Raw genomic sequence first — 25,375 nt, 5'->3', positions numbered from 1 at the left:
TCAAACCAGTTCGATTCTGACCCGGCGATTGCGACGGCCCTTGTTCTCTATCTTCGCGATGCGAATGGGCCGCGACTGCGCGGTATTGGTCAGGTGAGTGCCGCCGCACGCCTGCCGGTCCAGATCGCCGATCTCGACGATGCGCACCGTGCCGTCCGGCGTGGGCGGCGGCGCCACCGAGAGGCTGCGGATCAGACCTTGGGTCGCTTTCGCTTCATCTGCGCCGACATAATAGGTGCGCACCTGCATCGCGCTGCGGATCACCTCGTTGACGGGTTCTTCCAGCAGACGCAGCGCGTCGTTATCCGCTTCGGGCAGATCGAAGTCCATGCGCGCGGTGCCGTCGGCGTTGATCTGCGCGCCGGTCACGAGCGCGCCGGCAAAGCGCTGATACACCAGCGCGTTGAGAATATGCGTGACGGTATGGAGTTGGGCGACCGTGGCGCGGCGCGCCGCGTCGATGGCCACGTGCACGTTGCCGTCCAGTTCGAGCGGTTCGTCGAGCAGATGCCAGAGCACGTTGCCTTCCGCCGCGACGCCGGTAATGCGCACTACGCCGTGCGCGTGCGTCAGCGTGGCGGCGTCCGACACCTGGCCGCCGCCCCCCGGATGCAAGGTGGAACGACCCAGCACGACCGCGCCGGGCCGCGCGGCGGTTACAGCCGTTTCAAAGTCCAGCAGATCCGGCTGCTCGTGGCAAAGATAATGCGGCACCGTGATGTCCTCGCAGGAATTGACTGAATACGCCTAGGATACCCAGTCGCGTGGGAGGCCGTCTTGGTTAAAAATGCTCTGGGGAGCGAAGCACGGGCGAACTCATGTTGCCGAATACGGCAAAGCCTACGTCCGGAGTGGTCCGGGCAAGGCCTATTTCACGCGAAATCCAGTATCCTGAACATCTCGCTGAACGCACCCGAAGCCCCGGCTCTTCTCCATGAATCTATCTTTTGAAGTCCTGCAGGTACTCGATGCAATCGATCGAACCGGCACGTTTGCGAGCGCCGCGGAAACGCTTCACAAGGTGCCGTCCTCGCTGAGCTATCTGGTTCAGAAACTCGAACTCGATCTCGGCGTCAAGCTGTTCGACCGCACCGGCCGGCGCGCCACGCTGACGCACGCGGGGCGTGTGGTCGTCGAGGAAGGCCGCCGTCTGCTGGAAGCGGCCGAAGCACTCGAATTCAAGGCGAAGCGAATCGAGCACGGCTGGGAGTCCGAACTGCACATCGCCGTCGACGAGATCATTCCGTTCGACCTGCTCTGGCCTCACGTCAGCGAGTTCTACAAGCTGAAGCTGGACACGAAACTGCATCTGTCGAAAGAAGTGCTGGGCGGCTCGTGGGACGCGCTGCTCACGCGTCGCGCCGACCTGATCGTCGGCGCGGCCGGCGATCCGCCGCCCATTCCCAATCTGATGGCGAGACCGATCGGCTCGCTGAAGCATGTGTTCGTGGTGGCGCCGGATCATCCGCTGGCGTCGATACCCGGACCGCTCACTATGGACATCGTCGCGCGCCATCGCGCGGTTGCCATCGGCGATACGTCACGCAAACTCGCGCCGCGCACGATCGCGCTCGCCATCAATCAGGAAGTGCTCACGGTGCCCACGCTCGAAGCCAAGCTCGCCGCGCAGATCAGGGGCCTCGCAGCGGGCACGATTCCGGAATGCCTCGCCGTCGACGCGCTGAGCCAGGGCGAACTGGTGCAAAAAGAAGTGGTCGGCATGCGCGACGTCACGCATTTCTATCTGGCGTGGCGCGACGACGAAAGCGGCAAGGCGCTGCAATGGTGGGTCGATCAGTTGAACCGGCCGGATCTGATCGACGAAGTGGTGCAACAGCGCATGCTGCACGGTTGAGGTTCGATGGCTAGCAGGCTTCGCTGATCTCGTCCGGAGGGCGGTCTTCGAACGACGCAGCACTGGTATCCGCATGCGTCTCCATCCGCAGATCGATATCAGCGGAAATACCGGGCGGCGCACATGCTTCGTTCGCGACACGCAGTAGTGCTTGAGCCGCCTTGAAGTCGTCCCAATCGCGGCCTTCCGTGAGTCTCGCGCAGGCGGACTTCAGCTGTTGCACCGCCTCGGCGTTCCGGCCTTGCGCATGCCAAAGCCGCCCAAGGCTGGTCGCGGCTCGCAGTTGCAACGTGCAGCAACCCTGTGCCGACGACTCTTCCACTGCCGCGATCAGTCTCGCCTGCGCATGCGTCGCCGCATCGCCGAACGGTGATTGGCCAGAGCCGTACTCCATCAGCAGCAATTCGGCGTGCACGCGTCTGAGTTCGGCGGCATGCCACTTGTCACCGGTTTCGTCGCCCCGCGCGAGCGCATCGACCACGACGGCGATGCCCTCCTCGCGCTGTCCGGCACGGCCGAGCGCAAGGGCGTATTGCGCGGCGAACATGGCGCGTGGCGCGGCGTAATCGAGCGCGTCGAGATCGTCCAGCGCGGCGCGAAAACTATGCACACGCTCGGCGCTGCTGTCGTCCAGCGAATGCAGGTATTCGTCGAAACAGCGGCAGCACGCATGCGCCACGCGCAGCCCGCCACGCGCCGACACGTCGCGCAATAGCGCGATGGCCTGGGCCGCCCGCTTACGCTGGCCCGCCAGCAGCGCCAGCGGAATTTCCGCCTCGATCAGCACGTAGCACGTGACGATCGCCTGGTCCTGCCGGCACGCCTCGGCAACGCATGCCTCGGCGATCCTCAACGCCTGATCGCGCGCGCCCTGCAAGCCGAGCACGCGAGCGAACGTTGCGCGGCCGACCACGCCCTGATCGATGGATTGCCCGAGCGGCAACCGATGTTGCAGACGACCCGTCTGCTGCAAAAGCTGATCCAGCGAGGCGCGCGCCCGGTGCTGATCGCCCGCGTAATGCGAGGCAATGCCGAGCAGGCGATGAGCGAGAATGCCGTTGGCGGTATCGCCCGTCTCCGCGGCGAGCAACGCGAAGCGCTGCGCGAACGCCAGCGCGTTGCGCGCCTCGCCGGCCGACTGGCTCGCGTTCCACATACCCCACAACGCGCGCGCTTCGAACGTCTGATCACCGAGCGCGATCGCGATCGCCAGCACCTCCGCCCACTTGCCGAGCGCTTCCCGGTTCGGTCCGTTGACGTACACAAGCGCCGCACCGAGCGCGGCCAGCAACTGCATACGCACGCCCAGATGGCGCGGCGAGCGCGAGCCCTGATACATCGCGCCCACGGCGTCGAGCGCGCGCCGTGCCCAGACGCAGCATTCGTCGACCAGCGAAAGCTCATACAGCAGCGACACGAACTTCACCGCCAGCGTTTCGCCCAGCGCGGCGTCGCCTTTGGGCGATAGCGCCCAACTCAGCGCGGCTCGCAAATCGTCGAGTTGCTCGCGCATGCGGTAGTGCCAGCCGTGCCGATCGGCGCCCGCGGCGTCTCCTTCATGTGCCGCATAGGAGGCGTCGCTCGACGGATCGCGTTCGAGCAGGTTGGCAAAATAGCGCGCGTGAGTGAGCGTGACGAGGCGCCGCTCGCCGTTGTCGTCGAGCTTTTGCATCGCGTAGGCACGCGTGGTTTCCAGCAGGCGATAACTCGCCTTGCCGCGCTCCGCCTGCATCACCACGAGCGACTTTTCGACGAGCCCGGACAGCGCTGCGATCACGTCCGACTCGCGCAAGCCTTCGTCGCTCACCAGAGCGATCGCCGAGTCGATCGTGAAACTGTTGACGAAAACGCCGAGCCGGCGCAACGTCGTGCGCTCCGCGTCGTCGAGCAACGCGTGGCTCCAGTCGAGCGTCGCCTTCAAGGTCTGGTGGCGCGGCAATGCCGTGCGATTGCCGCCGGTCAGCATGTCGAAGCGGTCGTCGAGATGATCGGCGAGCGTCTCGATGCCGAGTATCGCGGCACGCGCCGCCGCCAGTTCGATAGCCAACGGAATGCCGTCGAGGCGGCGGCATACGGTGCCGGTCAGATGGATGCTTCTGTCGTCGGACGAAAAACGCGCGTCGATTGCGCGGGCGCGTGACAGGAACAACTGGACGGCACTGCGTTGCAGGACATGCTGGCTCTCATCGTCGCGAGCGGGCACATCGAGTGGCGCCACCCAGTACAGGTGTTCGTCCACGACACGCAGAGGCTCGCGGCTGGTCGCCAGAATCCGCATGGCAGGACTCGCGTTCAGAAGCGCTTCGGCCAGTTCGGCGGCGGGACCGAGCACGTGCTCGCAGTTGTCCAGCACGATCAGCACGCGCCTTTCGCCGAGTGCCTTGCTGATGTGCGCCAGCGTAAGCGGGCCGCTCGCGGCGCTCACGCCGACGCTATTGGCGAACATGGCGAGCACGCTGTTAGCGTCCACGGTGCACGCAAGCGGCACGAGATAGACACCTTCCGGGAAGTGCGCCAGCAAGCTGCGTGCGATCTCGATGGCCAGACGGGTCTTGCCGATGCCGCCCGAACCGACGAGCGTCACATGACGCGTCGAAGCGAGCGCTTGCGCAATGTCGCTGATTGCCTGGTCGCGCCCGACCAGCGACGAGCTACTAGCGGGCAGATTGTTGGGGATGCTGTGAAGGGATGCGATGTGGTCGGCGGCGTAGGGCGCGTTATCGCGAGCGGGCTTGCCGGTGTGTTCCGCGGGTGCGTCTCGCGACACCAGCCGGTAGCCTCTTCCCGACACGGTCTGTATCAGGTTGCGGCTTTCGCCCAGCACCTTGCGCAAGGCGGACATATGGACCTGAAGATTGTTCTCTTCAACGAGGGTGTCCGGCCAGACCTGTTCGAGCATCGTGCTCTTCGACACCAGCGCGCCATTCGCGCCGATCAGCACGGCCAGGATGTCGAATGCACGGCTGCCGATGCGCACAGGCTGTCCGTCGAGAAACAGTTCCCGGCTGGCGAGGTCCACCTGAAGCGGGCCAATGCGGATCATTGCCTGATTATCCAAGACGCTGCGGGATGAGGAACGCTGGGCATCGACTGCCCAGCGTTGGGTCCCCGCAGTCTAGATCAATCGCGAATACGCATGCGCGGAAAAAACTGAACCTATCGATCAAATTTTTTGTACTGAGCAAGCGGCTGCCGCTTACGGACAGCGTGCCCGCAGTGGCACGCTAACGCGCGTCGCCCGCCACGACCGCGGACCCCATGCACGCGATGACGGAAGCCAGAATCATGGCGTCCGCATTGGCCGGAATCGCGGCGCGTATTCTCGGCTTGTAGATTGCATCGTCACGGCGAATCGTCGCGCCGCTCAATGCACAGCGTCCCTTGATGCGGGCGCGGCAGCAGATCCACACCTGATCGACGTACTGGCAACGGGTCGCGTCCTGCCAGAGCACGGCAATCGACGTGTCCGACAGACGCTCCAGCACTTCGATCTGGACATGACGCGACAGCATGTCAGCAGCGGCAACACGTTTCACCCGTGGCTTCAGATAGGCTGCCCCTTCATGCTCGTTGCCATAGTCCGCCAATAGCCTGCTGATCACGTGACTCCACACCGGCGCGCGGCCGTCGTCCGATGGCGCCGATGGGGTGTCGCTAACCTCGCAATACGCTTCGCGACGACCGCGCCCCCCATGCTGAGCCGTCTGCGTGCATTGCTTCAAGGGGGTTTCGATCTGCATGATGCTGCTCCCGAAATGTTTGCGGGTAGTCTTCAACGAGCACGAATGTCATCTGCCGGGTGCGGCCTCGTAATTGACCGGCACCCAGTCATACGTGCGACCGTTTTTTCTGATGTGCCCCAAGCCCGGAAAGGCAACGTGCGCCGCGCCGATCAGATAACGTTCGTTGGCTGCGAGTTCGAGTGACGAGCGGCGCGAGCGCTGCGCATCCGCCGCGCTGGTGTCGTATTCGACCGAAGCCGCGGGATTCTGCAACTGGATCGACGCGACGTGGATAATGTCGCCCCACACCAGCAGATCCTGCGATTCGCTCTCCACCAGATAGCCGGTATGGCCCGGCGTATGGCCGGGCAATGCGACCGCGCGAATGCCCGGGTCGAGTTCGGCGTCGCCGCTGAACGGCTTGAAGCGTCCGGCCGCGACATAAGGCGCGACAGAGGCGCTTGCCGCATCGAAGAAGGTGCTGAGAAAAGCCGGGGCTTTCGACTTGTTGGCCGGGTTCAGCCAGTAGTCGGCTTCAACCTGGCTCACTCGCACAACCGCGTTCGGAAACGCCATCTGACCGTTCGACACGATGCCGCCGACATGGTCCTTATGCAGATGCGTCAGCAGCACTTCGTCGATCTGCCCGGGCTGATAGCCGGCCGCGCGCAAGTTGTCGGGCAGCTTGCCGCAGCAGTCGCCGTACAGCACGCCCGCGCCGGAATCGATCAGGATCAGCTTCGAACCGGTGTTGATCAGAAACGCGTTGATGGACCCCTGCACCGGCGCCCGCAGAAAATCGCGCTGGAGATCGCGCGCGATTTCGGCTTTCGGCACGTCCTTCACGACCGTGTCGATTGGAAACGGATGCGTGCCGTCGAGCAACGCGGTCACCTCAAAGCCGCCGAGCATGATCCGGTAAAAACCCGGACCCTGCGTTTTCACCTGAGGCGCGGCGGCGAACGCGGAAGCGCTCGCCATGCTCGCCACTACGCTCAATGCGAATACGCACCACATGCCTGCAAGCTGCGCCCATTTGCGCGGTATCGCCTTCATGATCGGATCTATGGTTCCCTTCGTGAACATGCTGAAAAGCGTAGCGGCAACCTGCCGATCACACTCGCTAATTTTTATTAATCCTCCTGAGCAGCCACCGTCGTGAGCTGGCTCAGATACGCATGAATCTGCGCGACGACCGCCGCGCCGTCGCCCACCGCGGCGGCCACGCGTTTCGCGGATTCCGAGCGCACGTCCCCCACCGCGAACATGCCCGGCACGCTGGTTTCCAGCGGATATCGCGCACTGGCTTGCGAGAACCCATGCTCGCTGCGCGCAAAACCGGTAACGACGAAACCGCGGTTATCCAATTCCACGCCGCTCATGTCGAGCCAATCCGTCTTCGGGTCCGCGCCGATAAAGAGAAACAGATGGCGCGACGCCACCACTTCGTCCTCGCCATCGTCTTCGTGCCGCACATGCAGATGCGTGAGTCCGGCTTCGTCGCCTTCCAGCGCGCGCAGTGTGCAACCGGTGCAAAGCGTGACGTTGGGCAAGGATCCGATCCGGTCGATCAGATACTTCGACATGCTCGCGTTGAGGTCCTTGCCGCGAATCAGCACGCGAATGCTGCGCGCAAAGTTGGCGAGGAACACGACCGCCTGACCGGCGGAATTGCCGCCGCCCATCAGCACGATGTCCTGGCCTTTCACCAGCTTCGCTTCGATCGTCGACGCCCAGTAGTACGTGCCGCGTCCTTCGAAGCGCTCGAAGCCCGTCACCGCCGGCTTGCGGTACGCGGCGCCGCTCGCCACCACGACCGTGCGCGCGTTGATGCGCTGGCCGTCGAGCAGCGTGAGCAGGAACATGCCTTCGTTGCGGCATACCTCGACGACCTTGCCGGGGATCGCCAGATGCGCGCCGAATTTCAGCGCCTGCTGGAACGCGCGCGCGGCGAGCGCCTGCCCCGAAATGCCGGTGGGAAAGCCGAGATAGTTTTCGATGCGCGAACTCGCGCCGGCCTGGCCGCCCGGCGCCCTCTGATCGAACACCGCAACCGAGAGTCCTTCCGTCGCGGCATACACGGACGCCGCGAGTCCCGCCGGTCCCGCGCCGACGATCGCGACGTCGTACACATGCGATTGCTCGAAGGTCGGCACGAGACCGAGGCACGACGCGAGTTGCACTTCGTCCGGCGCGCGCAGCACGTTTCCGTTCGGGCAGAACACCAGCGGAAAATCGCCGGGACCGGTGGTCATGCCGCCCAGCAGCGTGATGGCTTCGGGATCGCTGCGCGCGTCGATCACCATCGCGGGATAGGCGTTGCGGCGCAGAAAGCCTTGCAGCCTGATGAGCCGCCCGTCGTCGCCATTGCCGACGATGATCGGCCCCAGCCCCTGCTCGATGAGCCCGAGCCGCCGCAAAATCAGCGCACGCATGATGTGTTCGCCGAGTTGCGCATCGGCGACGATCAGCGCCCGCAACCGCTCCGGCTCGATCACGAGCGTCTCGGCGTCGGTCAACGCCACGCCGTCGATCAAAGCGGGCTTGCCGGAGAGTTGCGCCATCTCCGCCATGAAGTGGCCGTCTTCATGTTCCGTGACGAGCGTCGAGCGCCCGAAGCTGTCGCGCGAATAAATGCGCACGCGCCCGCGCAACAGCACGAACAGACCGAGCGCAACCTTGCCGGTTTCGAAGATCAGTTCGCCGGCCTTGAACGACATCGGCGAGGCAAAGCGCCGGAGGCTTTGAATTTCCGCGGGCGAAAGCCGCGGGAACATCTGATGCTGCCGGTATTCCAGCGACGAATACGGAAACTCGAGTTCGGACGGCGTCGCCGCTTCGATCTGTAGATCAGGCGTGCTCATAAAAAATAACCTCTTCTGACACGCCTCGCTGATGACGTGGTGCCGATACGGCGTTACCAGCCGAACTTGAGTTCGGCGCCTACATAGTCGGAGTTGCGCGCACCCAGGTCGCGCAGCGACGGTCCGACCTGAAAATGCACGGCTTCGAGCGCGGCGGCGAGATTCGCGGTGACCGCATAGTCGGCGCGCAGCTGCGTGTAGAAACCGGTCCAGCGGCTGCCGTGTCCTGCGGTCCCCGGCACGACTGCCGAGCCCTGTTGATACACCGCGTCGGCGGTGGTCTCGCGCCATTGCAGCCCCACGCCCGCGAGCAGCGACAGCTTGCTGTTCGGTTTGACGATCAGCGACGGCTTCACGTGAATCACATTCGAGTAGCCGGTATAACCGGCGAGCGCGAAGTAGTAGCCGTTCGGAAAGAGCGGATTGAAGGTGCCGATGCGGCCATCTCCCGGATGCGTGTCGCCCGAGGCCGCATCCACTTGCAGGCCAAGACGCGGCGTCCACGGCAGCGAAGCCAGCGTATAGCCGGCGAGCGTGCCCACCGCCCAGGCACCGATCGTCTTGTCGCCGACATGGCCCGACTGATACATCGCCTCCGCGTCCCAATCGATGTGATTGACCGAGCCCGCATAACGCGCGTCGAACACGTCGCGATGCTCGTTGCCGGTGGCGTCGAGAAAGCGCGCGTTGCTGCGGTTGTAGCGCGAGTAATAGGCGGACAGATCGCCCGGACCGACTGCCTTGCGTTCGACCCGTACGCCGCTGAACGTCAGGTCGCGATTGGACACGTCGTCGAAGTCCGAGTTGTCGCGGTACTGCACCGGTTGCGTCGCATAAGCGATCCAGCGCCACGGGCCGGTTTCATAGTCGGCCCAGATTGCGTCGAAGGCCTGGCGCACGTTCGGGCCGTCGCGCACGGAAATGAACCGCTGCAAGTCGAACGCCATCTCCTGCCGGCCGACACGAAACTTGAAGGTGCCCGGCCCGAGCGGTTCGGTGATGGCGACGAACGCCTGCCGCAAGTCGAGCGGATTTTTGTCGACCGGCGAGACGCTGTCCTTACCGAACGGCCGCGCGTCCTCGAACTGCGTGAAGATCTGCACGTGCGGGCCGAGGCGCACATCCGCGTGAACTTCGAGCCGTTGCAGCACGTACGTGTCGTCCCGGCCCGAACCGAGGCCGAAGAGCGGCGCGTCGTTCATCTCGAGCCGCTCGCGCAGCACCATGCCGAGCGAGATATACGCGTCGGGATTGCCGAACAGCGGAATGTATTTCAGCGAGTCGAAGGGCTTCTTCGGCACGCACGGATTGGCGAGCGCCGACCAGTTTTCCTGCCAGCGGTTGAACATGACGGCAGGTCGCGCGCATGAAGTGCTTGCCGCCGTTGCCGCCGTGCTGGGCGTACTGGTCGTGCTGGTATCGTCAGCACCGCCGAGCGCGGTATCCGCCGCCGACGCCGGCAGCGCGGCCGCCAGCCCCGTGCTGATCAACAGCGCGCGGGCCGCGCGCAGCGCCGAGCGCCGCCGCGAACGCTCGCGCGGCCGCGGCGCCTGCAACGTCGGCATGAGGCCTGCTTTACTGGCCATCGTGCACTTCGGCGATATACCCGCCCGGGAATTCGAGCACCGCGCTCTTGCCCGCTTCGCTGCTGTACGGCTGCGACAGCACCTTCGCGCCGGCCGCTTGTGCGCGCTCGAGCGTCTGCGCCAGATCCTCGACGGCATAGCCGGTCGTTTCACGTCCGAACGGGAACGGCAGCTTGCCGTCCGTGACGAACACCACCATGCGGCCGAAGCCCGAATTGATGCGGATCACGCGAATCGTCTCGCCCGGACGGCCGATCACGCCGGCATCGGCGCGCGGGTTATCCGACACCACCTTGCCGTGCGAAAAGTGCACCCAGCGGCGCACGAAGTTGTTGGCCTCATAACGCGACACATACACGCGGTTATCCGGCACGCTGTGCAACGGCGCGTAGTTCGGCGCCTTGGTGTGCCAATAGAGCTGCATCGTCAGGCCGCCCGGCCATTGGATGATCGCGTCCTTGCCGATCGGATCGTCGAAGCTGTCGACCAGCACGTCGGCACCCGCCGCGCGCGCCGCCTTCACCGCCTGGTCGATGTTGGTGACCAGATAGCCGGTGCGCTCATTGCCGAACGGATAGGGAATCGGCGTTTCGAAGCCGAACACCGACAGCATGCCGACCGGCGTCTGCACGTATTGCGACGCGGTCTTGCTCGGCGTCGGCGTCACGGTGAACACCGCGCGCGGCGACGCCTTGCCGCCGAACGTGGCGAGAAAGCTGGTGACGAACGCGTCGAGATCCGCCGACGCGACATACACGTGGGTCGTGTCGTATTGCGCGCCGACCGAGACGTCGGGCATGCGCGCCGCGAGCGCGGTCTTGCCATTCTGGACTTCCGGCGGGCCGTTATCGGCGAACGCGGACGAAACCGGCGCGAGGCCGATCAGCAAGGCTGCGCCGAAAGCCGCAAGGGGACGAAAGCGTTGAAGCGATGTGAACATGTGATTACCCGATGGTGTTAGCAATATCTGAATGGACGGCCTGCAGGATCAGCCGCCGTCTTTTGTCGCGCCGGGCGCGGCCGGCTTTTGCGCCGAACTGCCCTGCCGCGGGTCGGCGACCTGAACCGTGGCCGTCTGCGCGAAAAACTGCGCCTTGACGACCGGTATCGCGTGCTCGCCCAGCACCATCCCGAGCAGGCCGGCAAGCGCGATCAGCGGCGGCGCCGGCGACTGCACCTTGAGCAGCCAGTAGAGAAGTCCAATGCCGAAGCCGACTCCCAATGAAATGATGTAGCCCATGCCAATTTCCTTTCCATGCACACTCGCGGCGAACCGCGTTGTCAATTCGCCCACTCCGAACCCAGCACCAGCCCGCAGAAATTCAGCCGGCGATAGTTCGGATCCCACCGGTCCAGCACGTCGGCATTCACGGTGCCGAACGTCGTCTCGGGACGATGCTCCATGCCGCGCGCGTAGGCTTCGATAATCTTCTTCTTGAAGCCGGCTTCGCGCGGCCAGGCCTGCACGATTTCGTCGCGCTGCTGCGCTGTGAATTCGTCATAACGCGCGCCGCGAATATCCATCTGCACGCCCGCGCTCACCAGCGCGACGAGCGGCGACAAATGTTCCGGAATGCCCGGCGTGGTGTGCAGCGCGACCGCCGTCCAGACCTCGTCGATCGCGCCGGCGGCGGCGCCGTACTGCAGCATGAAGTCGCGCGCCTCGTTCGCGCTGTCCACCTCGTAGCGATACGGGGACCGCTGGTGTTGCACATTCAAGCCGACGTTGTGGAACAAGGCGCTCACGTACAGCAACTCCGCGTCGAACCTCAGCTTGTCGCGCAAACCGGTCAGCGCGCCGAACAGATACGCCCTGAGCGCGTGATGAAACATCAGGCTCGACTCCGTGGCCCGGATCTGATCGGTTGCCGCCCGCGCCAACGGACTGTCGGGAATGTCGACTCCCGCAATCGTTTTCTTCATGTCCTCTCCTCCCTCTCCGACATCCGCTTGCGGGCGCGCATCGCCGACCGACTGATCAGTGCAGCGTAGCCAATTAACCTCATAAAGACTTTGGCGAATCCTTAAAAAGACTTAATCGATGCGGCACGGCTCGCACTCGACTCACAACGTGAGTTCATGGATGCGCCGGACGCCGTCGCGAATCCACTGCAGCAAACCGCCTGAATTCGAGTCGGCGTCGTCCGGCGACGCCAGCAGTTGCTTCTCCGTTTCATGGTGTTCGGACAGCAGCCGGCACATTTCGCGTCCCACCTCGGGACGCCGCGCGAGAATCGGCGTCAACGCAGCCTTGTCGAGCTGGAATACGGTGACGTGCGTCATTGCATGAACGATCACGCCGGTTCTTATGCCGGCCAGGATGCCCGACTGGCCGATAGAGTCGCCGGGCGCGAGCCGGCGCAGTTCGACCTCGCCGCTATCTTTCGGCAGGGTGACTTTCGCCACGCCGCTCGCCAGAATGTGCAACGCGTGGCCGCTTTCGTCGGCGGCGCTGTAAATGGTTTCGCCGATGTCGAACTCATGGCGCGTCAGTTGCGCGGACAACTCCGCGATGCCGCCGCCGTCGAGCGTCTGGAAGATGAGCACGCTGCGCAGCAGGCGTTGCTTTTCATCCATGGCCTCGTTCACGGGTTCGGACACGGACAACGGATGCAGCACCACACCACGCGATAACAGATGCCGGTGCGCGAGATCGAATAGTTCGCTGCGCACTTCGATCTTCTTGCTCAACGCATCGACATAGCAGACGATCTCGTACTCGATCGCATCATTGGTCGCCCGCCGCACGCTGACCACCGGCTTTGGCTCGGCAAGGACGTTCTCCGAACTGGCCGCCGCATTGGCGAGCGCCTGCAGCACCGTGGCGGGCCGCACCGACGGCTTGACCGGCAGCAGCACGCTGATGCCGTGCGTATGCGAAGGCTGGTTGGCGTTGACGATATTGGTGCGCGCCGCCACGCTGTTGGGAATCACCACGATGTTGCCCTGCGCGTTGAGCAGGCTGGTCGCGCGCCAGTTGGTTTCCACCACCTTGCCTTCGACCTCGCCGATCGTCACCCAGTCGCCAATCGAAAACGGCTCCGTCGCGTTGAGCACCACGCCCGAAAACACGTCGTTGAGCGTGCTTTGAATCGCGAGACCGAGCACGATCGCGAGCGCTCCCGAAGTCGCGAGCAAGCCGCGCACCGGCAGTTCCAGCACGAAGGCAATCGCGCCGACCGCGGCCGCCAGAAACACCAGCGCACCGAACACGTCCTGAAACAGGCGCTCTTTGTGCCACGTCTCCGGCAGCACGGTGCGATCCAGCACGATCGTCACGAGCCGCGCGCCTTGCAGCCACCACACCACCTCCAGCAATTGCGCGAGCAGATGGCGCACCGGTTCGTCCGGCCAGGGCGCCGCGCGCAGCGGATTCATGCCGTAACTGAACAGCACGTAGGTCGACAAGCCGAACATCAGCGCGCGCAGCGCGAGACGCCCCTTGTCCGTCTTGCGGGTCATGAAGCGCCAGGCGAGGAAATCGAGAACCAGAATGCCCAGCCCGTACAGCACACCATCGTTCAGGGTCGGCATAAAGGTTCTCGCTGGCCTTGTGACATGGAACGGTGCAGGTCAGAACGCGAAACAGCTACAACCCAGCGCGCCCCAGAAGCCGTTCGAATCGCTGACCGGCACGTTCTTGCGCCACGCCCAGCCGTGTGCGTGGGCATGCACGCCGCACAGATTGACGCAACCGTCCACGCAGGCCACGGCGGTCGGCTTGTAGCGGCTGTAGCCGCCGAACTCCGCGACCGGCGACCACGACGGGCTGACCGGCAGATCGGGTGGCGCGAGCGGCGCGAACTCGTCGTCCGCATAGACGACCTTGCCGCCCACCACTGTCAGGTTCGACGTGAGGAACTTGATGCGGCTCTCGTCGATAGTGAAGAAGTCTTCGCTGAGCACGGCGAAGTCCGCGAACTGGCCGGGCACCAGCGCGCCCTTGCGCTCTTCCTCGTTCGAGAACCACGCGCTGCCCACCGTATAACGGCGCAACGCCTCCATCCGGTCGAGCCTGTTCTCGTTCCCATACATCGACGTCCCGCCCACCGTCTTGCCCGACACCATCCAGTACAGCGAGACGAACGGGTTGAAGCTCGCGACGCGCGTCGCGTCCGTGCCTGCGCCGACCGGCAGGCCAGCGTCGAGCATGTGACGGATCGGCGGCGTGCGCTTGACCGCCTCTTCGCCATATTGATGGATGAAGTACTCGCCCTGATACGCCATGCGATGCTGGATCGCAATGCCGCCGCCGAGCGCGCGCACGCGTTCGATGTTTTTCTGCGTGATGGTCTCGCAGTGGTCGAAGAACCAGCGCAGTCCGTCGAACGGAATTTCCGCGTTGACGCGTTCGAACACGTTCAGGAAGCGTTCAATCGATTCGTTATACGTCGCGTGCAGACGGAACGGCCAGCGGTTCGCCACCAGCAGTTTGACGACGGCTTCGAGTTCGGCTTCGAGCGAGTCGGGCAGATCCGGACGCGGTTCGAGAAAGTCTTCGAAGTCCGCAGCGGAAAACACCAGCATTTCGCCCGCGCCGTTCACGCGCAGGAAGTCGTCGCCCTCGCCGGGCTTGGTCATCTTCACCCACTTGGCGAAGTCTTCGATTTCTTTTTTGGCGTTCTGCGTGAACAGGTTGTAGGCGATCCGCACGGTCAGTTCGCTGTGCTTGGCCATGTCCATGATGACGGCGTAGTCGTCGGGATAAGCCTGATAACCGCCGCCCGCGTCGATCGCGCTCGTCACGCCGAGGCGGTTCAGTTCGCGCATGAAATGGCGCGTGGAATTGCGTTGATCCTCAAGCGCGAGCTTCGGGCCTTTCGCGAGCGTCGCGTATAGAAGTCCGGCGTTCGGCCGCGCGATCAGCATGCCCGTCGGGTTGCCGCGCTTGTCGCGCTGGATCTCGCCGCCGGGAGGATTGGGCGTGTCCTTCGTATAGCCGACCGCGCGCAAGGCCGCTGCATTCAGCAACGCGCTGTCGTACAGATGCAGGATGAACACCGGCGTATCCGGCGCAATCGCATTGATTTCTTCGAGCGTCGGCCCACGACGCTCGGCAAACTGGAATTCGTTCCAGCCGCCCACCACGCGCACCCACTGCGGCGCAGGCGTGCGGGCCACCTGCTTGCGCAACATGTCGAGCGCGTCCGCGAGCGACGGCACGCCGTCCCAGCGCAACTCCATATTGAAGTTCAGGCCGCCGCGAATGATGTGCAGGTGCGAATCGTTCAGACCCGGAATGACCGTGCGGCCTTTCAGATCGACGCGACGCGTGGCGTCGTTGGCGTGCCGCATCACGGCATCGCGGGACCCCGCGGCGACGATACGGCCGTTCGTCACGGCGAGCGCATCGGCGAAGGAGCGCTTGTCGTCCTGCGTGGCGATCTTGCCGTTGAAGAAGACGACCTCGGCCGGCGTCGGCGCGGAAGGTGTGGAAGTCATGGCGATCCTCATGGGAGAGCGCTCCGGTTTGCACGCACGGAGCTATTTCCGGGCAAGCCCGGAAATCGGGAAACAGGGAAGCCTGGAGGCGCGCGGTCGGCGCGCGCCGTCTATCGAGCGTTCGAACGGGTGCCGCGGCCAGCGTGAGCCTGGCGGATATGCCGGCCCACGGTCGCCGAGCGGCGCGGCATCCATCCATACGGGTTGGCCGGCGTCATGCCATGCCGGTTGCGCTGAGTCAGCCGATTAGCCCATCAGCCCGCTTCGCTCGCGTGCTCGCCGAGAATCGACTTGGCGTAACGCACGCCGATGCCGTATGCGCTGTGCGCCTTCAGGATGTCCATGCAGCCTTCGTACGTTTCGCTGCGTCCCCAGTCGCGTTGCAGTTCGAACATGTACTGGAACGAGGTCATCGGCACCGCGCCGGCCTGGATGATGCGTTGCACCGCGCGTTCGTGCGCTTCCGTGGTGATGTCGCCGCACGCATCGGTCGGCACGTAGATTTCGTAGCCTTCATTGATCATCTGGATGGTCGGGAACGACACACACACTTCCGTCCACAGACCGGCGAGCACGATTTTCTTGCGGCCGGTCGCTTCGATGGCCTTGCGGAAATTCACGTCTTCCCACGAGTTCATCGACGTGCGGTCGATCGGCGTGTACTCCGGAAACACCGATTGCACTTCCGGCACCATGTCGCCGCTGAACGACTTGGCGGCCACCGTGGTCAGGATCGTCGGCACCTTGAAGAGCTTCGAGGCCTTCGCGATCGCCTGGACGTTGTGCAGGATGGTGGTCCGCTCATGCGAGGTCGTTCCGAAGAACATCTGCGGCTGGTAGTCGATCAGGGCAACCGCACATGAATCGGGGGTCAAGAGTTCTTTAGGCATTACGGGCTCCGTATTGAATGGACAAAGCAGTCTGAGAGACGTGCCGTGCTCGCTCGAACAGCGAGGAAAACTGGAACCGAGTCTATCGACGGAGCTTTGCAGAGTCCTTGTGGAAGCCCTTAATCGTTCTTAAAAATGATGACGGCGCGGAGTGGCTTGCACTCCGGCAAACGTGAGTGCGATGTGTCGCCAGATGGTGACGGCCCGCCCCGGTGGATCGGCGCACGCAAGCAGTCGCATTCAGAAGAATTAAGCAATCTGAAGTTCTCTACAGTGGCTCGCACCGTACGATTGAAATCTGCGATGTCACGTCATGCATCGTCGGGACGGGACGTCCTTCAACATCACAAGACTGGAGAGAAAAAACTTGGCTAGCCCATCTGGAATTGCGTCGGCGAATCGCCGCCAGCTACTCGTCGCGGGCGCCGGTGCAGCCGGCGCGGCAGTCGCCGCGATGGCCGCGCCGGGCGTCGCGATGGCCGCTGCGGCGGCCGGCAGCGGCAGCGCACACGCAGGCAATGCATCCCACTCACAGCATGGAGAGCGTCACACAATGAATACGGTAACCACGAAAGACGGCACGCGAATCTTCTTCAAGGACTGGGGCACCGGCAAGCCCGTCGTCTTCTCGCACGGCTGGCCGCTCGACGCCGACGCGTGGGACGCGCAAATGCTGTTTCTGGTGCAGAAGGGCTACCGCGTCATCGCCCACGACCGCCGCGGCCACGGCCGCTCGGATCAGCCGTCGCACGGCAACGACATGGACACCTATGCCGACGACCTGGCCGCGGTCATCAACGCGCTCGACCTGAAGGGCGCGACGCTCGTCGGCCATTCGACGGGCGGCGGCGAGGTGGCTCATTACATCGGCCGCCACGGCACCGCGCGGGTGGCGAAGGCCGTGTTGATCGGCGCCGTGCCGCCGCTCATGCTCAAGACCGAGGCCAATCCGAACGGCCTGCCGATGTCGGTGTTCGACGGCATTCGCGCGAGCGTGGCGTCGAACCGTTCGCAGTTCTACAAGGACCTTGCCGTGCCGTTCTACGGCTTCAACCGGCCCAATGCAAAAGTCTCGCAAGGCACCATCGACGAGTTCTGGCGCGAAGGCATGCTCGGTTCGATCCAGGGCCAATATGAATGCGTCAAGCAGTTCTCCGAAGTGGACTACACCGAGGATCTGAAGAAGATCGACGTGCCCACGCTGATCCTGCACGGCGACGACGACCAGATCGTGCCGATCGACGACTCGGCCCGCCTGTCGGCGAAACTGGTGAAGAACGCTACGCTGAAGGTTTATCCGGGTGCGCCGCACGGCATGTGCACGACGGAAGCGGACAAGGTCAACGCCGATCTGCTCGCGTTCCTGCAAAGCTGATGACGCCAGGGCGCTACGTGTGGATGTAACCACGCGGCGCCCGGTGGATACGTTGTAGACGCGCGGCGCGGCCGCCAGGCGGATCCGGTTCGCCGGGCGCCGCGCCGTGTTGCCTTTGCCGGCTCGAATCGGCCCATCCAATATGGGCGTCAGCGTGTTAGCTCTGCGCCGCCACTGCGCCGAATGCCGGCTTCAGAATTGCCACGCCGCATCGATATGTATTACGCCAATATGTCGGCGCAAAAATAAACCATTTCGACAAGCTCGACAAAAATAAAATCGCCTCTCGCCAATCGCGGGCAAGCGGCCCACCGACCATTTCAAATATTTCCCTCTGCCTATTATTAAAGCAGCCGCCATTTAACTCAGTACTTTCAAATTCCGGGGCGATTAAGCCATAATGACGCTTGCTTACATTTTTTAATTTTCAGGTAAATTGCTGAAAGCAGTGCGACCGCTGCGCGACGATCGAGGTGATCCATTATGTTGAACGCCACACTGACCGCCACCACCGCCCCGGCCGCACGATCCAAAGACTCGCTGGGATGCCTGTCGAACCAGCTCGGCCGGGATCTCGAACTCGACACCGGCGAGTTCAAGTTTTATCGCAAGTCCACCGTCGACGACAACACCAGCGCGGTCGCCATGCACGGTTCCGATCGCGGCTTCCTGATCGGCGTGTCGCTCAAGCCAGGCCACCGGCGGCGCATTTACTCGGCGCACCGCTGGACCACCCACGACTTCGGCCAGGATAGCGTCTATATCCGCGACTTCGCGGACGACTACAAAGCCGATCTGCAACGCGGATTCGATTTCGTGCTGATCGAACTGTCGCGCGCTTTCATCGCGAACGCCTGTTATGAGCGCAACGGTTCGAACGTGCCGTGCCTCGCCACACTGGCAGGCCGCAACGATCCAACGCTCGGCCATTTCGCGCAGATCCTCTCGCTCACGCTGGATCGCAAGAGCGACGCAAGCCCGCTCTTTGTCGAGCAGTTAGGTATCGCCATCGGCACACATCTGCTCGATCGCTACGGCGACAAGGCGTGCTCATCCTTCAGCAAGACCCGGCGCCTTTCGAGTTTGCAGGAAGCGCGCGCCAAAGACATGTTGCTCGCCAAGTCGCAAGGCAACGTGTCGATCGAAGAAATCGCCAACGCATGCAACCTCTCGCGCAGCTATTTCATTCGCGCCTTTCGCGAAACCACGCACCGCACGCCGCATCAATGGCTGCTCGAACGGCGCATCGACCGGGCTCGCGATCTCCTGAAAAATTCGGACTATTCCCTTTCCGAAATCGCCATTGCATGCGGCTTCTCCGATCAGAGCCATTTCACGCGGACCTTCTCGCAACTGGTCGGCACGCCGCCCGGCACATGGCGCAGACAGGCGGCCGGCTAGGCGGCCGGGCCGGTGAGCAAACGGCGCTAAATACGCCGCCCGCCTCTTGAACTCATGCCGGTATTGCAACGAACAAGCCGTGTTCGCATGCGCCGTTAGACTTTCCTACAAAGCATCGCACTAACCGACAAGACGCGCGTGATTTGCCAAGGTACTTTCGAGCACATCGACGATGGCCGTTCGAGCCTGCGTCGACGCAGCAAGGACATGCAAGGCGCTCACCAGCAGCCGAGCAGCACATCTCCTTATCACGCTCATTGTCCCGGGACTTGAAAACGACATGATTGAACTAGGCCGCTTTCAAATCGATCTGGAAATGCGCACCGTGCGGCGGGACGGCGAAGCGCTGCATCTCGGCTCACGCGCCTTCGACATTCTCGCCGTCATCGTGTCCGCCGCCGGCCGTCTCGTCACGAAAGATGAATTGATGAATGCGGTCTGGCCGAACACCGTGGTGGAAGAGAACAACATCCAGGTGCATCTCTCGGCATTGCGCAAAATTCTCGGCGCGGACCGGCATCTGATTCTCACCGTGCCTGGCCGCGGCTATCAGCTAGTGCATCGGCAAAAGCCGGCCCCCGTGCGGCCCGCCGGCCGGGTTTGCACCGGGCGTCCTTTGCCCTCGCCGAAAACCCGCCTCGTGGGCCGCGACGCGGCAGTCGAACAGATCCACGCGATGCTGCGGGACGCGCACGTGCTGACGCTGGTGGGCGCAGGCGGCATCGGCAAGACCAGTCTCGCGATCGAAGCGGCGCGTCAAGCCGCGGGGGATTTTGCCGAGCCGGTCTGCTTCATCGAACTGGCCACGCTGAGCACGCATGACGGCGTGCTCGACGCCATCGCGGAAGGTTGCGGATTGCTCACGGAAGGCGCAACGCCCGCCGTCGCGCAGCTCGCCGCGGCGCTCGCGCACAGGCACAGACTGCTGGTGCTCGACAACGCCGAGCATGTGATCGGTTTCGTGGCCGAGATCGTGGAGGCATTGATCGCGGAAAGCGATTCGCTGCGTGTGCTCGTGACGAGCCGTGAGCCGCTGCGCATCATGCCCGAGGCCGTCTTTCGCGTGGATCCGCTCGACGTGCCGCACTTGCATTGCACCGATGCGGAGATCCTGCAGCAGTCGGCCGTGAATCTGTTTCTGCTGCGCGCCAACTCGTTGCAGTACAAAGTGGGGGCCGAGAGCGCCGAATTGCGGCTGGTCGGCGAAATATGCCGCAGGCTGGACGGCATTCCGCTCGCGATCGAACTGGCGGCGGCACGCGTCGCGGCGCTCGGCGTGGAAGGCGTGCATCGGCGGCTGGACGATCGCATGGCGATTCTCGCGGGCGGCTATCGCACCGCGCTGCCGCGCCATCAGACCTTGCGCGCCACCTTCGACTGGAGCTTCGCGCTGCTCGACGAAGGGGCGCAGTCCCTCTTCAGACGCATCGCGGTGTTCGGCGGCGTGTTCACGTTCGAGGCCATGTGCGCGGTCGTCTGCGATTCCACTTTGACGATCGCGAACGCGATCAGCGGGATCAGCGAACTGCTGGCCAAGTCGCTCGCCAATGTCGAGTTCGACGGGCCGGTCGCGAAGTACCGGCTGCCTGAATCGACGCGGGCCTATGCGCTGGAGAAACTGCAGGCCGAGGGCGAGCGCTCGGCGTTCGCTTCGCGCCATGCGCGCTATCTGTCCACCTGCTTCCAGACGCGCACGGCGCCGACCGTGCGCCGCGACGCGGAGTGCGCCACGGTTCTTCACCACACATTCGACGACGCGCGCAGCGCGTTCGACTGGGCCTTCTCCGCCGAAGGCGATGTGCGCCTCGGCGTCGACCTCGCCTCCAACCTGGCCGGTGCACTGCTCGATGGCGGCATGATCGCGGAGGCTTGCGCGCGCGCCGAACTCGCGGTCGGCGTACTCGACCAGCTTCCGGCCGCCACGGTGGACGCCGCCTGCGAAATGCGCGTGCGCGCGGCGTTGGCGACGGCCTTGCCGTCCGTTCGCGGGTGCGTGGCGCGGTCGGCCGAACTGTGGCGCGATGTCTTCGCGCTGGCGATCGCGAGCGGCGACTATGGGTTTCAGGCACGCGCGCTGTGGGGCCTGTGGAACATGATGCTCTCCAGCGGCAACATCCACGAATCGATAAAGTTCGCGCGGCAATTCCAGCGCCTTGCCGAAGACGAAGGCAATGCATGGCAAGCCGTTCTGGGCGACCAGGCAGTGGCGATATCACTGCATTGCCTCGGGCAGCACGCGGAGGCCAAACGGAGATTGCTGGGCGCGCGCGAACGCTTTGCGCAGCTCGAAGGAGAGTCACAGCGGGACAGCAGGTTCGCCGTCGATCCGCTCGTCTATTGCAACGGGACGCTCGCGCGGATCGCCTGGCTTCAGGGCAAGCCCTGCGAGGCCATGACGCTGGTCGATACGCTCGTGAGCCTGGTGCGCCCCGAAACGATGGAGCCGTCGCTCACGCACATGCTCGGCACCGTGGCCGCGCCGCTCGCGCTGTTGTCGGGCGATCTGAGCCGCGCCTCCGCGTATCTGGAGATCATGCGTTCGCAGGCCGCGCTGCATCGCTTCGATGTCTGGGTGGAGTATTGCGGCTGCCTGGGCGCTTACCGCGACATTCTCGATGGACAGGTGGCGCGGGCGCTGCCGAACCTGGCTGCCGCGCTCGATGCGTTGATCGCGCGCGGCTTCCGGCGTCTCGTCACGTTGTTTGTCGTCGTCCATGCAGAGGCGCTCGTGAGCGTGGGACGAACGCGCGAAGCGGCCAGCCGTCTGAACGACGCGCTGGCGTTCTGCCAGCATCACGGTGAGTTGATGTTTGTTCCGGAAATCTGGCGCGTGCTGGGCATCGCCGCGCACGCCGAAGCCGGCGTGCAAGCCGGTGCCGGCGAAGATTTCGGCGGCAAGCTCGCGCACGCGGCCACCTGTTTCGCGACGGCGCTCGAATCGTCCCGCGCGCAGGGCGCGAGAATGTGGGAACTGCGCGCGTCGCTGGCCATGGCGGCGCTGCTGCGCGACGAAGGCCGGAATGACGAAGCGATCGAAGTGCTGGAACAGATCGCACCGTATTTCGACACGTCATCCAGCGCCACCGATGTGCGGTCCCTGTTCGCGACGATCAGGAGGCTGCGCTCACGTCATGGCAAAGCAATGCAACGGGCGGTGTTCGAATTGCCGCCGCGGGAAGCGCATCGGTTTAACGATTCCATCGCACGCGTTGGCTAGGCGCGTTACGTTAAGGCGGAACGCGTCGCGCCTTCACGCCGGCTCTGCTCGAACAGGCGCGGACATGCCTCGCCGCTCGAAGCCCGCCTGCGCGCATTTCACCGCTCCAGTTCAGCAAACAGCCAGTCCTGAAAGCTGCGCAGCTTCGGCAAGTCGGCACGCGACTTCAACAGATTCAGCGTGTAGCCGTGCACGTCGAGGCCGTCCACGCCGAACGGCGCGACGAGCCTTCCGGTTTCCAGTTCGCGTTGCGCGAGCAGCAGGCTCTCCAGACACACGCCCAACCCATCGACCGCGGCGCTCAACGCCATGAACGAGCGGTCGAAGCGCGGCCCGCGTCCAATATCGATCCGCGTCTTGCGATGCAAACGCATCCAGTCCCGCCAGCCGACCAGACAGCCCTCGCTATGAATCAGCGGATGGTGCTGCAAGTCCGCGACGCTGCGCAGCGGATAGCCGCCGCTCATCAGCGCCGGCGCGCACAGCGGCACGATCGTCTCCGGCGGCAACGCCAGCACCAGCGTGCCGGCCGGCTGCAGCTTGCGCGGACCGTAGCGGATGTCGATATCGACCGCTCCTGATATCAAATCCGCCGCCTCCGATGACGCATTCAAACGCACGTCGATATCGGTATGCGCCGCGCTGAAGCGCGCGATACGCGGCATCAGCCATTGCGTCGCGAAACTCGGCGTGCTGTGGATCGTGAGGATGTCGCTCTTCGCCACGCGGCCGATCTCGCGCGTGGCCGCGTCGATGCGCGCGAACGCCGAGCTGATTTCCTCTGCGTATTGCCTTCCCGAGTCCGTCAGCAGCACCGTTCGATGCAGGCGATGGAACAGACGAATGCTCAATTGCTCTTCGAGCAGCTTGATCTGATGGCTGACCGCTGAGGGCGTAACGAACAGTTCTTCTGCTGCGAGCGCGAACGACGAAAGCCGGGCGGCCGCTTCGAAGGCTTGTATCGACTTGAGGGTGACGCGATTGTGCATGGCAGCATCCACGTGAATTCAATTCATCTATCGGCCATGTTAATTCGTTTGAGCGCTGCCTGGCGTGAGATTACGCTTGTCATCACTGGCTGCGGCGTCGATGTGGCCCACGCAAAACAGGAGACGAGACAATGAATCCAGGAGAATCCGCACCGTACGCCCAACTCGCGGAGCACGCTTACCAGATCCGCCGCAACGCGCTGCGCATGGGCGAGGTGCAAGGGCAAGGCTATATCGGCCAGGCGCTCGACATCGCCGACGTGCTGGCGGTCGCCTATTTCCGCGCCATGCGTTATCGCGCCGACGATCCCGACTGGGAAGGCCGTGACCGCTTCCTGCTCTCCAACGGCCATTACGCGATCGCGTTGTACGCGGCGCTGATCGAAGCCCGCATCATCGCCGACGAAGAACTGGAGACCTATGGCAGCGACGACAGCCGCCTGCCGATGTCCGGCATGGCGAGCTACACGCCCGGCATGGAGATGTCCGGCGGCTCGCTCGGCCAGGGGCTGACGATCGCGGTCGGCCGCTGCCTCGGCCTGAAACGCAAGGGTTCGGACGCTACCGTCTACACGCTGTTTTCGGACGGCGAACTCGACGAAGGCGCGGTATGGGAAGGTCTCATGTCCGCCGCGCACTGGAAGCTCGACAACCTGATCGCGATGGTCGACGTCAACAACCAGCAAGCCGACGGGCCGTCCTCGGCGGTCATGGCGTTCGAGCCGCTGGTCGACAAACTGCTGGCGTTCGGCTGGTTCGTGCAGCGCGTGGACGGCAACGATCTCGCGGCGGTGGTCGCCGCGTTCGATGCGGCGCGCGCGCATCCCGAAGCGCAGCCGCGGATCATCGTTTGCGATACGCGCATGGGCTGTGGCGTGCCGTTCCTCGAAGCACGCGAGAAGAACCACTTTATCCGCGTCGATGCAGACGAGTGGCAACTCGCGCTGCAAGCGCTCGAAGCCGGGAGAACCGTATGAGCGCCGCCGCACCGAAACCGCGCCTGAAAACTTCGGCGATGATCGCCTCGATCGCCGGCGAAGGCCAGATCACCCGCTCAGCTCCGTTCGGCCACGCGCTGGTGGAACTGGCGCGCAACCGCCCCGAAGTGGTCGGCATGACCGCCGACCTCGGCAAATACACCGACCTGCATCTGTTCGCGAAGGAATACCCCGAGCGCTTCTATCAGATGGGCATGGCCGAACAACTGTTGATGGGCGCCGCCGCCGGCATGGCGCACGAAGGCGCGCAGCCGTTCGTCACCACCTATGCGGTGTTCGCCGCGCGCCGCGCCTACGACTTCATCCACCAGGCGATCGCCGAGGACAACCTCGACGTCAAGCTGGTCTGCGCGCTGCCCGGCCTCACGACCGGCTACGGTCCGAGCCACCAGGCGGCCGAAGATCTCGCCCTGTTCCGCGCAATGCCGAACCTAACCGTGATCGACCCGTGCGACGCGCTCGAAATCGAACAGATGGTGCCGGCCATCGCCGATCATCGCGGCCCGGTGTATGCGCGGCTCTTGCGCGGCAACGTGCCGGTCGTGCTCGACGAATACGACTATCAGTTCGAACTCGGCAAAGCCAAGCTGCTGCGCGACGGCGCCGAAGTGCTGATCATCTCGTCCGGGATCATGACGATGCGCGCGCTCGAAACAGCCAAGGCGCTCGCCGCCGACCGCATCGACGTGGGCGTGCTGCACGTGCCGACCATCAAGCCGCTCGACGCCGTCACGCTGCTGCGCGAAGCGCGCCGGCCTGGGCGCCTCGTGATCGTCGCGGAGAACCATACGGTGATCGGCGGGCTCGGCGAGGCCGTGGCCACCGTGCTGCTGACCAACGGCGTCACGCCGCCCTTCCGTCAGATCGGCCTGCCCGACGCCTTTCTCGATGCCGGCGCGCTGCCGACGCTGCACGACCGCTACGGCATTTCGACCGAGGCGATGTGCGACACGATCAAAGGCTGGCTGCGCTAAACGTCGATTTCGTTAATACAAGCAAGCGTAGTCACCAATAGCAAAGAAAGTAGCAAACCATA

At 64.0% G+C, this 25,375-nt stretch carries 19 protein-coding genes; 6 read left to right on the top strand and 13 right to left on the bottom strand.

Annotation, left to right across the window (positions count from 1 at the left end):
- Entirely contained in the window at positions 1–714 is a 714-nt protein-coding gene (locus PQR54_RS30900) for an alanyl-tRNA editing protein (protein ID WP_408252411.1), read from the bottom strand.
- Between the two features lie 220 nt (positions 715–934).
- Between PQR54_RS30900 and PQR54_RS30895 the strand changes: the two genes are divergently transcribed.
- Complete coding sequence (locus PQR54_RS30895; protein WP_408252409.1) at positions 935–1,855, top strand: LysR family transcriptional regulator; 921 nt, start codon at positions 935–937, stop codon at positions 1,853–1,855.
- 10 nt (positions 1,856–1,865) lie between these two features.
- On the opposite strand, the gene PQR54_RS30890 is transcribed toward PQR54_RS30895, so the two are convergent.
- The 11 genes from PQR54_RS30890 to PQR54_RS30840 form a co-directional block, all read right to left on the bottom strand.
- On the bottom strand, positions 1,866–4,898 hold the full coding sequence (locus PQR54_RS30890) for an ATP-binding protein (RefSeq protein WP_408252407.1): 3,033 nt from the start codon (positions 4,896–4,898) through the stop codon (positions 1,866–1,868).
- 181 nt (positions 4,899–5,079) lie between these two features.
- Positions 5,080–5,595, bottom strand: coding sequence for a DUF3331 domain-containing protein (locus PQR54_RS30885; protein ID WP_408252405.1), 516 nt, complete (start codon positions 5,593–5,595; stop codon positions 5,080–5,082).
- Between the two features lie 48 nt (positions 5,596–5,643).
- The gene (locus PQR54_RS30880) at positions 5,644–6,633 is read right to left on the bottom strand and encodes an MBL fold metallo-hydrolase (RefSeq protein ID WP_408252404.1); all 990 of its coding nucleotides are present in this window, start codon (positions 6,631–6,633) and stop codon (positions 5,644–5,646) included.
- A gap of 77 nt (positions 6,634–6,710) precedes the next feature.
- Positions 6,711–8,441, bottom strand: a complete 1,731-nt coding sequence (locus PQR54_RS30875) for an FAD-dependent oxidoreductase (protein ID WP_408252402.1) — start codon at positions 8,439–8,441, stop codon at positions 6,711–6,713.
- 53 nt (positions 8,442–8,494) lie between these two features.
- Complete coding sequence (locus PQR54_RS30870; RefSeq protein ID WP_408252400.1) at positions 8,495–10,027, bottom strand: alginate export family protein; 1,533 nt, start codon at positions 10,025–10,027, stop codon at positions 8,495–8,497.
- Positions 10,017–10,967: a VOC family protein gene (locus PQR54_RS30865; protein WP_408252398.1), complete on the bottom strand. Its 951-nt coding sequence runs from the start codon at positions 10,965–10,967 to the stop codon at positions 10,017–10,019. The genes PQR54_RS30870 and PQR54_RS30865 overlap by 11 nt, the downstream gene beginning before the upstream one ends.
- 48 nt (positions 10,968–11,015) lie before the next feature.
- A complete protein-coding gene (locus tag PQR54_RS30860; protein WP_408252396.1) occupies positions 11,016–11,267 on the bottom strand; it encodes a DUF1427 family protein in 252 nt (83 codons plus the stop codon).
- A gap of 41 nt (positions 11,268–11,308) precedes the next feature.
- Positions 11,309–11,950 carry an HD domain-containing protein gene (locus tag PQR54_RS30855; protein WP_408252394.1) on the bottom strand — a complete coding sequence of 214 codons (642 nt, stop codon included), beginning with the start codon at positions 11,948–11,950 and terminating at the stop codon, positions 11,309–11,311.
- 141 nt (positions 11,951–12,091) lie between these two features.
- The gene (locus PQR54_RS30850) at positions 12,092–13,561 is read right to left on the bottom strand and encodes a mechanosensitive ion channel domain-containing protein (protein ID WP_408252392.1); all 1,470 of its coding nucleotides are present in this window, start codon (positions 13,559–13,561) and stop codon (positions 12,092–12,094) included.
- A gap of 39 nt (positions 13,562–13,600) precedes the next feature.
- Positions 13,601–15,469 carry an amidohydrolase gene (locus PQR54_RS30845; protein WP_408252390.1) on the bottom strand — a complete coding sequence of 623 codons (1,869 nt, stop codon included), beginning with the start codon at positions 15,467–15,469 and terminating at the stop codon, positions 13,601–13,603.
- A 254-nt stretch (positions 15,470–15,723) separates the two neighbouring features.
- The gene (locus PQR54_RS30840; protein ID WP_106286221.1) at positions 15,724–16,359 is read right to left on the bottom strand and encodes a hydrolase; all 636 of its coding nucleotides are present in this window, start codon (positions 16,357–16,359) and stop codon (positions 15,724–15,726) included.
- A gap of 553 nt (positions 16,360–16,912) precedes the next feature.
- On the opposite strand from PQR54_RS30840, the gene PQR54_RS30835 reads away from it, so the two are divergent.
- From PQR54_RS30835 to PQR54_RS30825, 3 genes are all read left to right on the top strand, one after another.
- Positions 16,913–17,734 (top strand): alpha/beta fold hydrolase, encoded by an 822-nt coding sequence (locus PQR54_RS30835; RefSeq protein WP_408252500.1) that lies wholly within the window; start codon positions 16,913–16,915, stop codon positions 17,732–17,734.
- Positions 17,735–18,217: 483 nt separating this feature from the next.
- Positions 18,218–19,135, top strand: coding sequence for a helix-turn-helix transcriptional regulator (locus PQR54_RS30830; RefSeq protein ID WP_408252388.1), 918 nt, complete (start codon positions 18,218–18,220; stop codon positions 19,133–19,135).
- Between the two features lie 280 nt (positions 19,136–19,415).
- On the top strand, positions 19,416–22,352 hold the full coding sequence (locus tag PQR54_RS30825; protein WP_408252386.1) for an ATP-binding protein: 2,937 nt from the start codon (positions 19,416–19,418) through the stop codon (positions 22,350–22,352).
- 98 nt (positions 22,353–22,450) lie between these two features.
- Here PQR54_RS30825 and gcvA read toward each other — a convergent pair whose 3' ends face one another.
- Entirely contained in the window at positions 22,451–23,341 is an 891-nt protein-coding gene (gene gcvA, locus PQR54_RS30820; protein WP_408252384.1) for a transcriptional regulator GcvA, read from the bottom strand.
- A 131-nt stretch (positions 23,342–23,472) separates the two neighbouring features.
- On the opposite strand from gcvA, the gene PQR54_RS30815 reads away from it, so the two are divergent.
- Together PQR54_RS30815 and PQR54_RS30810 are read left to right on the top strand one after the other, a co-directional pair.
- A complete protein-coding gene (locus tag PQR54_RS30815) occupies positions 23,473–24,318 on the top strand; it encodes a transketolase (protein ID WP_408252382.1) in 846 nt (281 codons plus the stop codon).
- Positions 24,315–25,313, top strand: coding sequence for a transketolase family protein (locus PQR54_RS30810; RefSeq protein WP_408252380.1), 999 nt, complete (start codon positions 24,315–24,317; stop codon positions 25,311–25,313). Before PQR54_RS30815 ends, PQR54_RS30810 begins: the two co-directional genes overlap by 4 nt.
- Positions 25,314–25,375: the final 62 nt, after the last annotated feature.

The sequence above is a fragment of the Paraburkholderia phytofirmans genome (assembly GCF_046028095.1).
GTDB classification, from domain to species: domain Bacteria; phylum Pseudomonadota; class Gammaproteobacteria; order Burkholderiales; family Burkholderiaceae; genus Paraburkholderia; species Paraburkholderia phytofirmans_A.
This window is presented reverse-complemented; position numbering and strand designations above follow the sequence as displayed.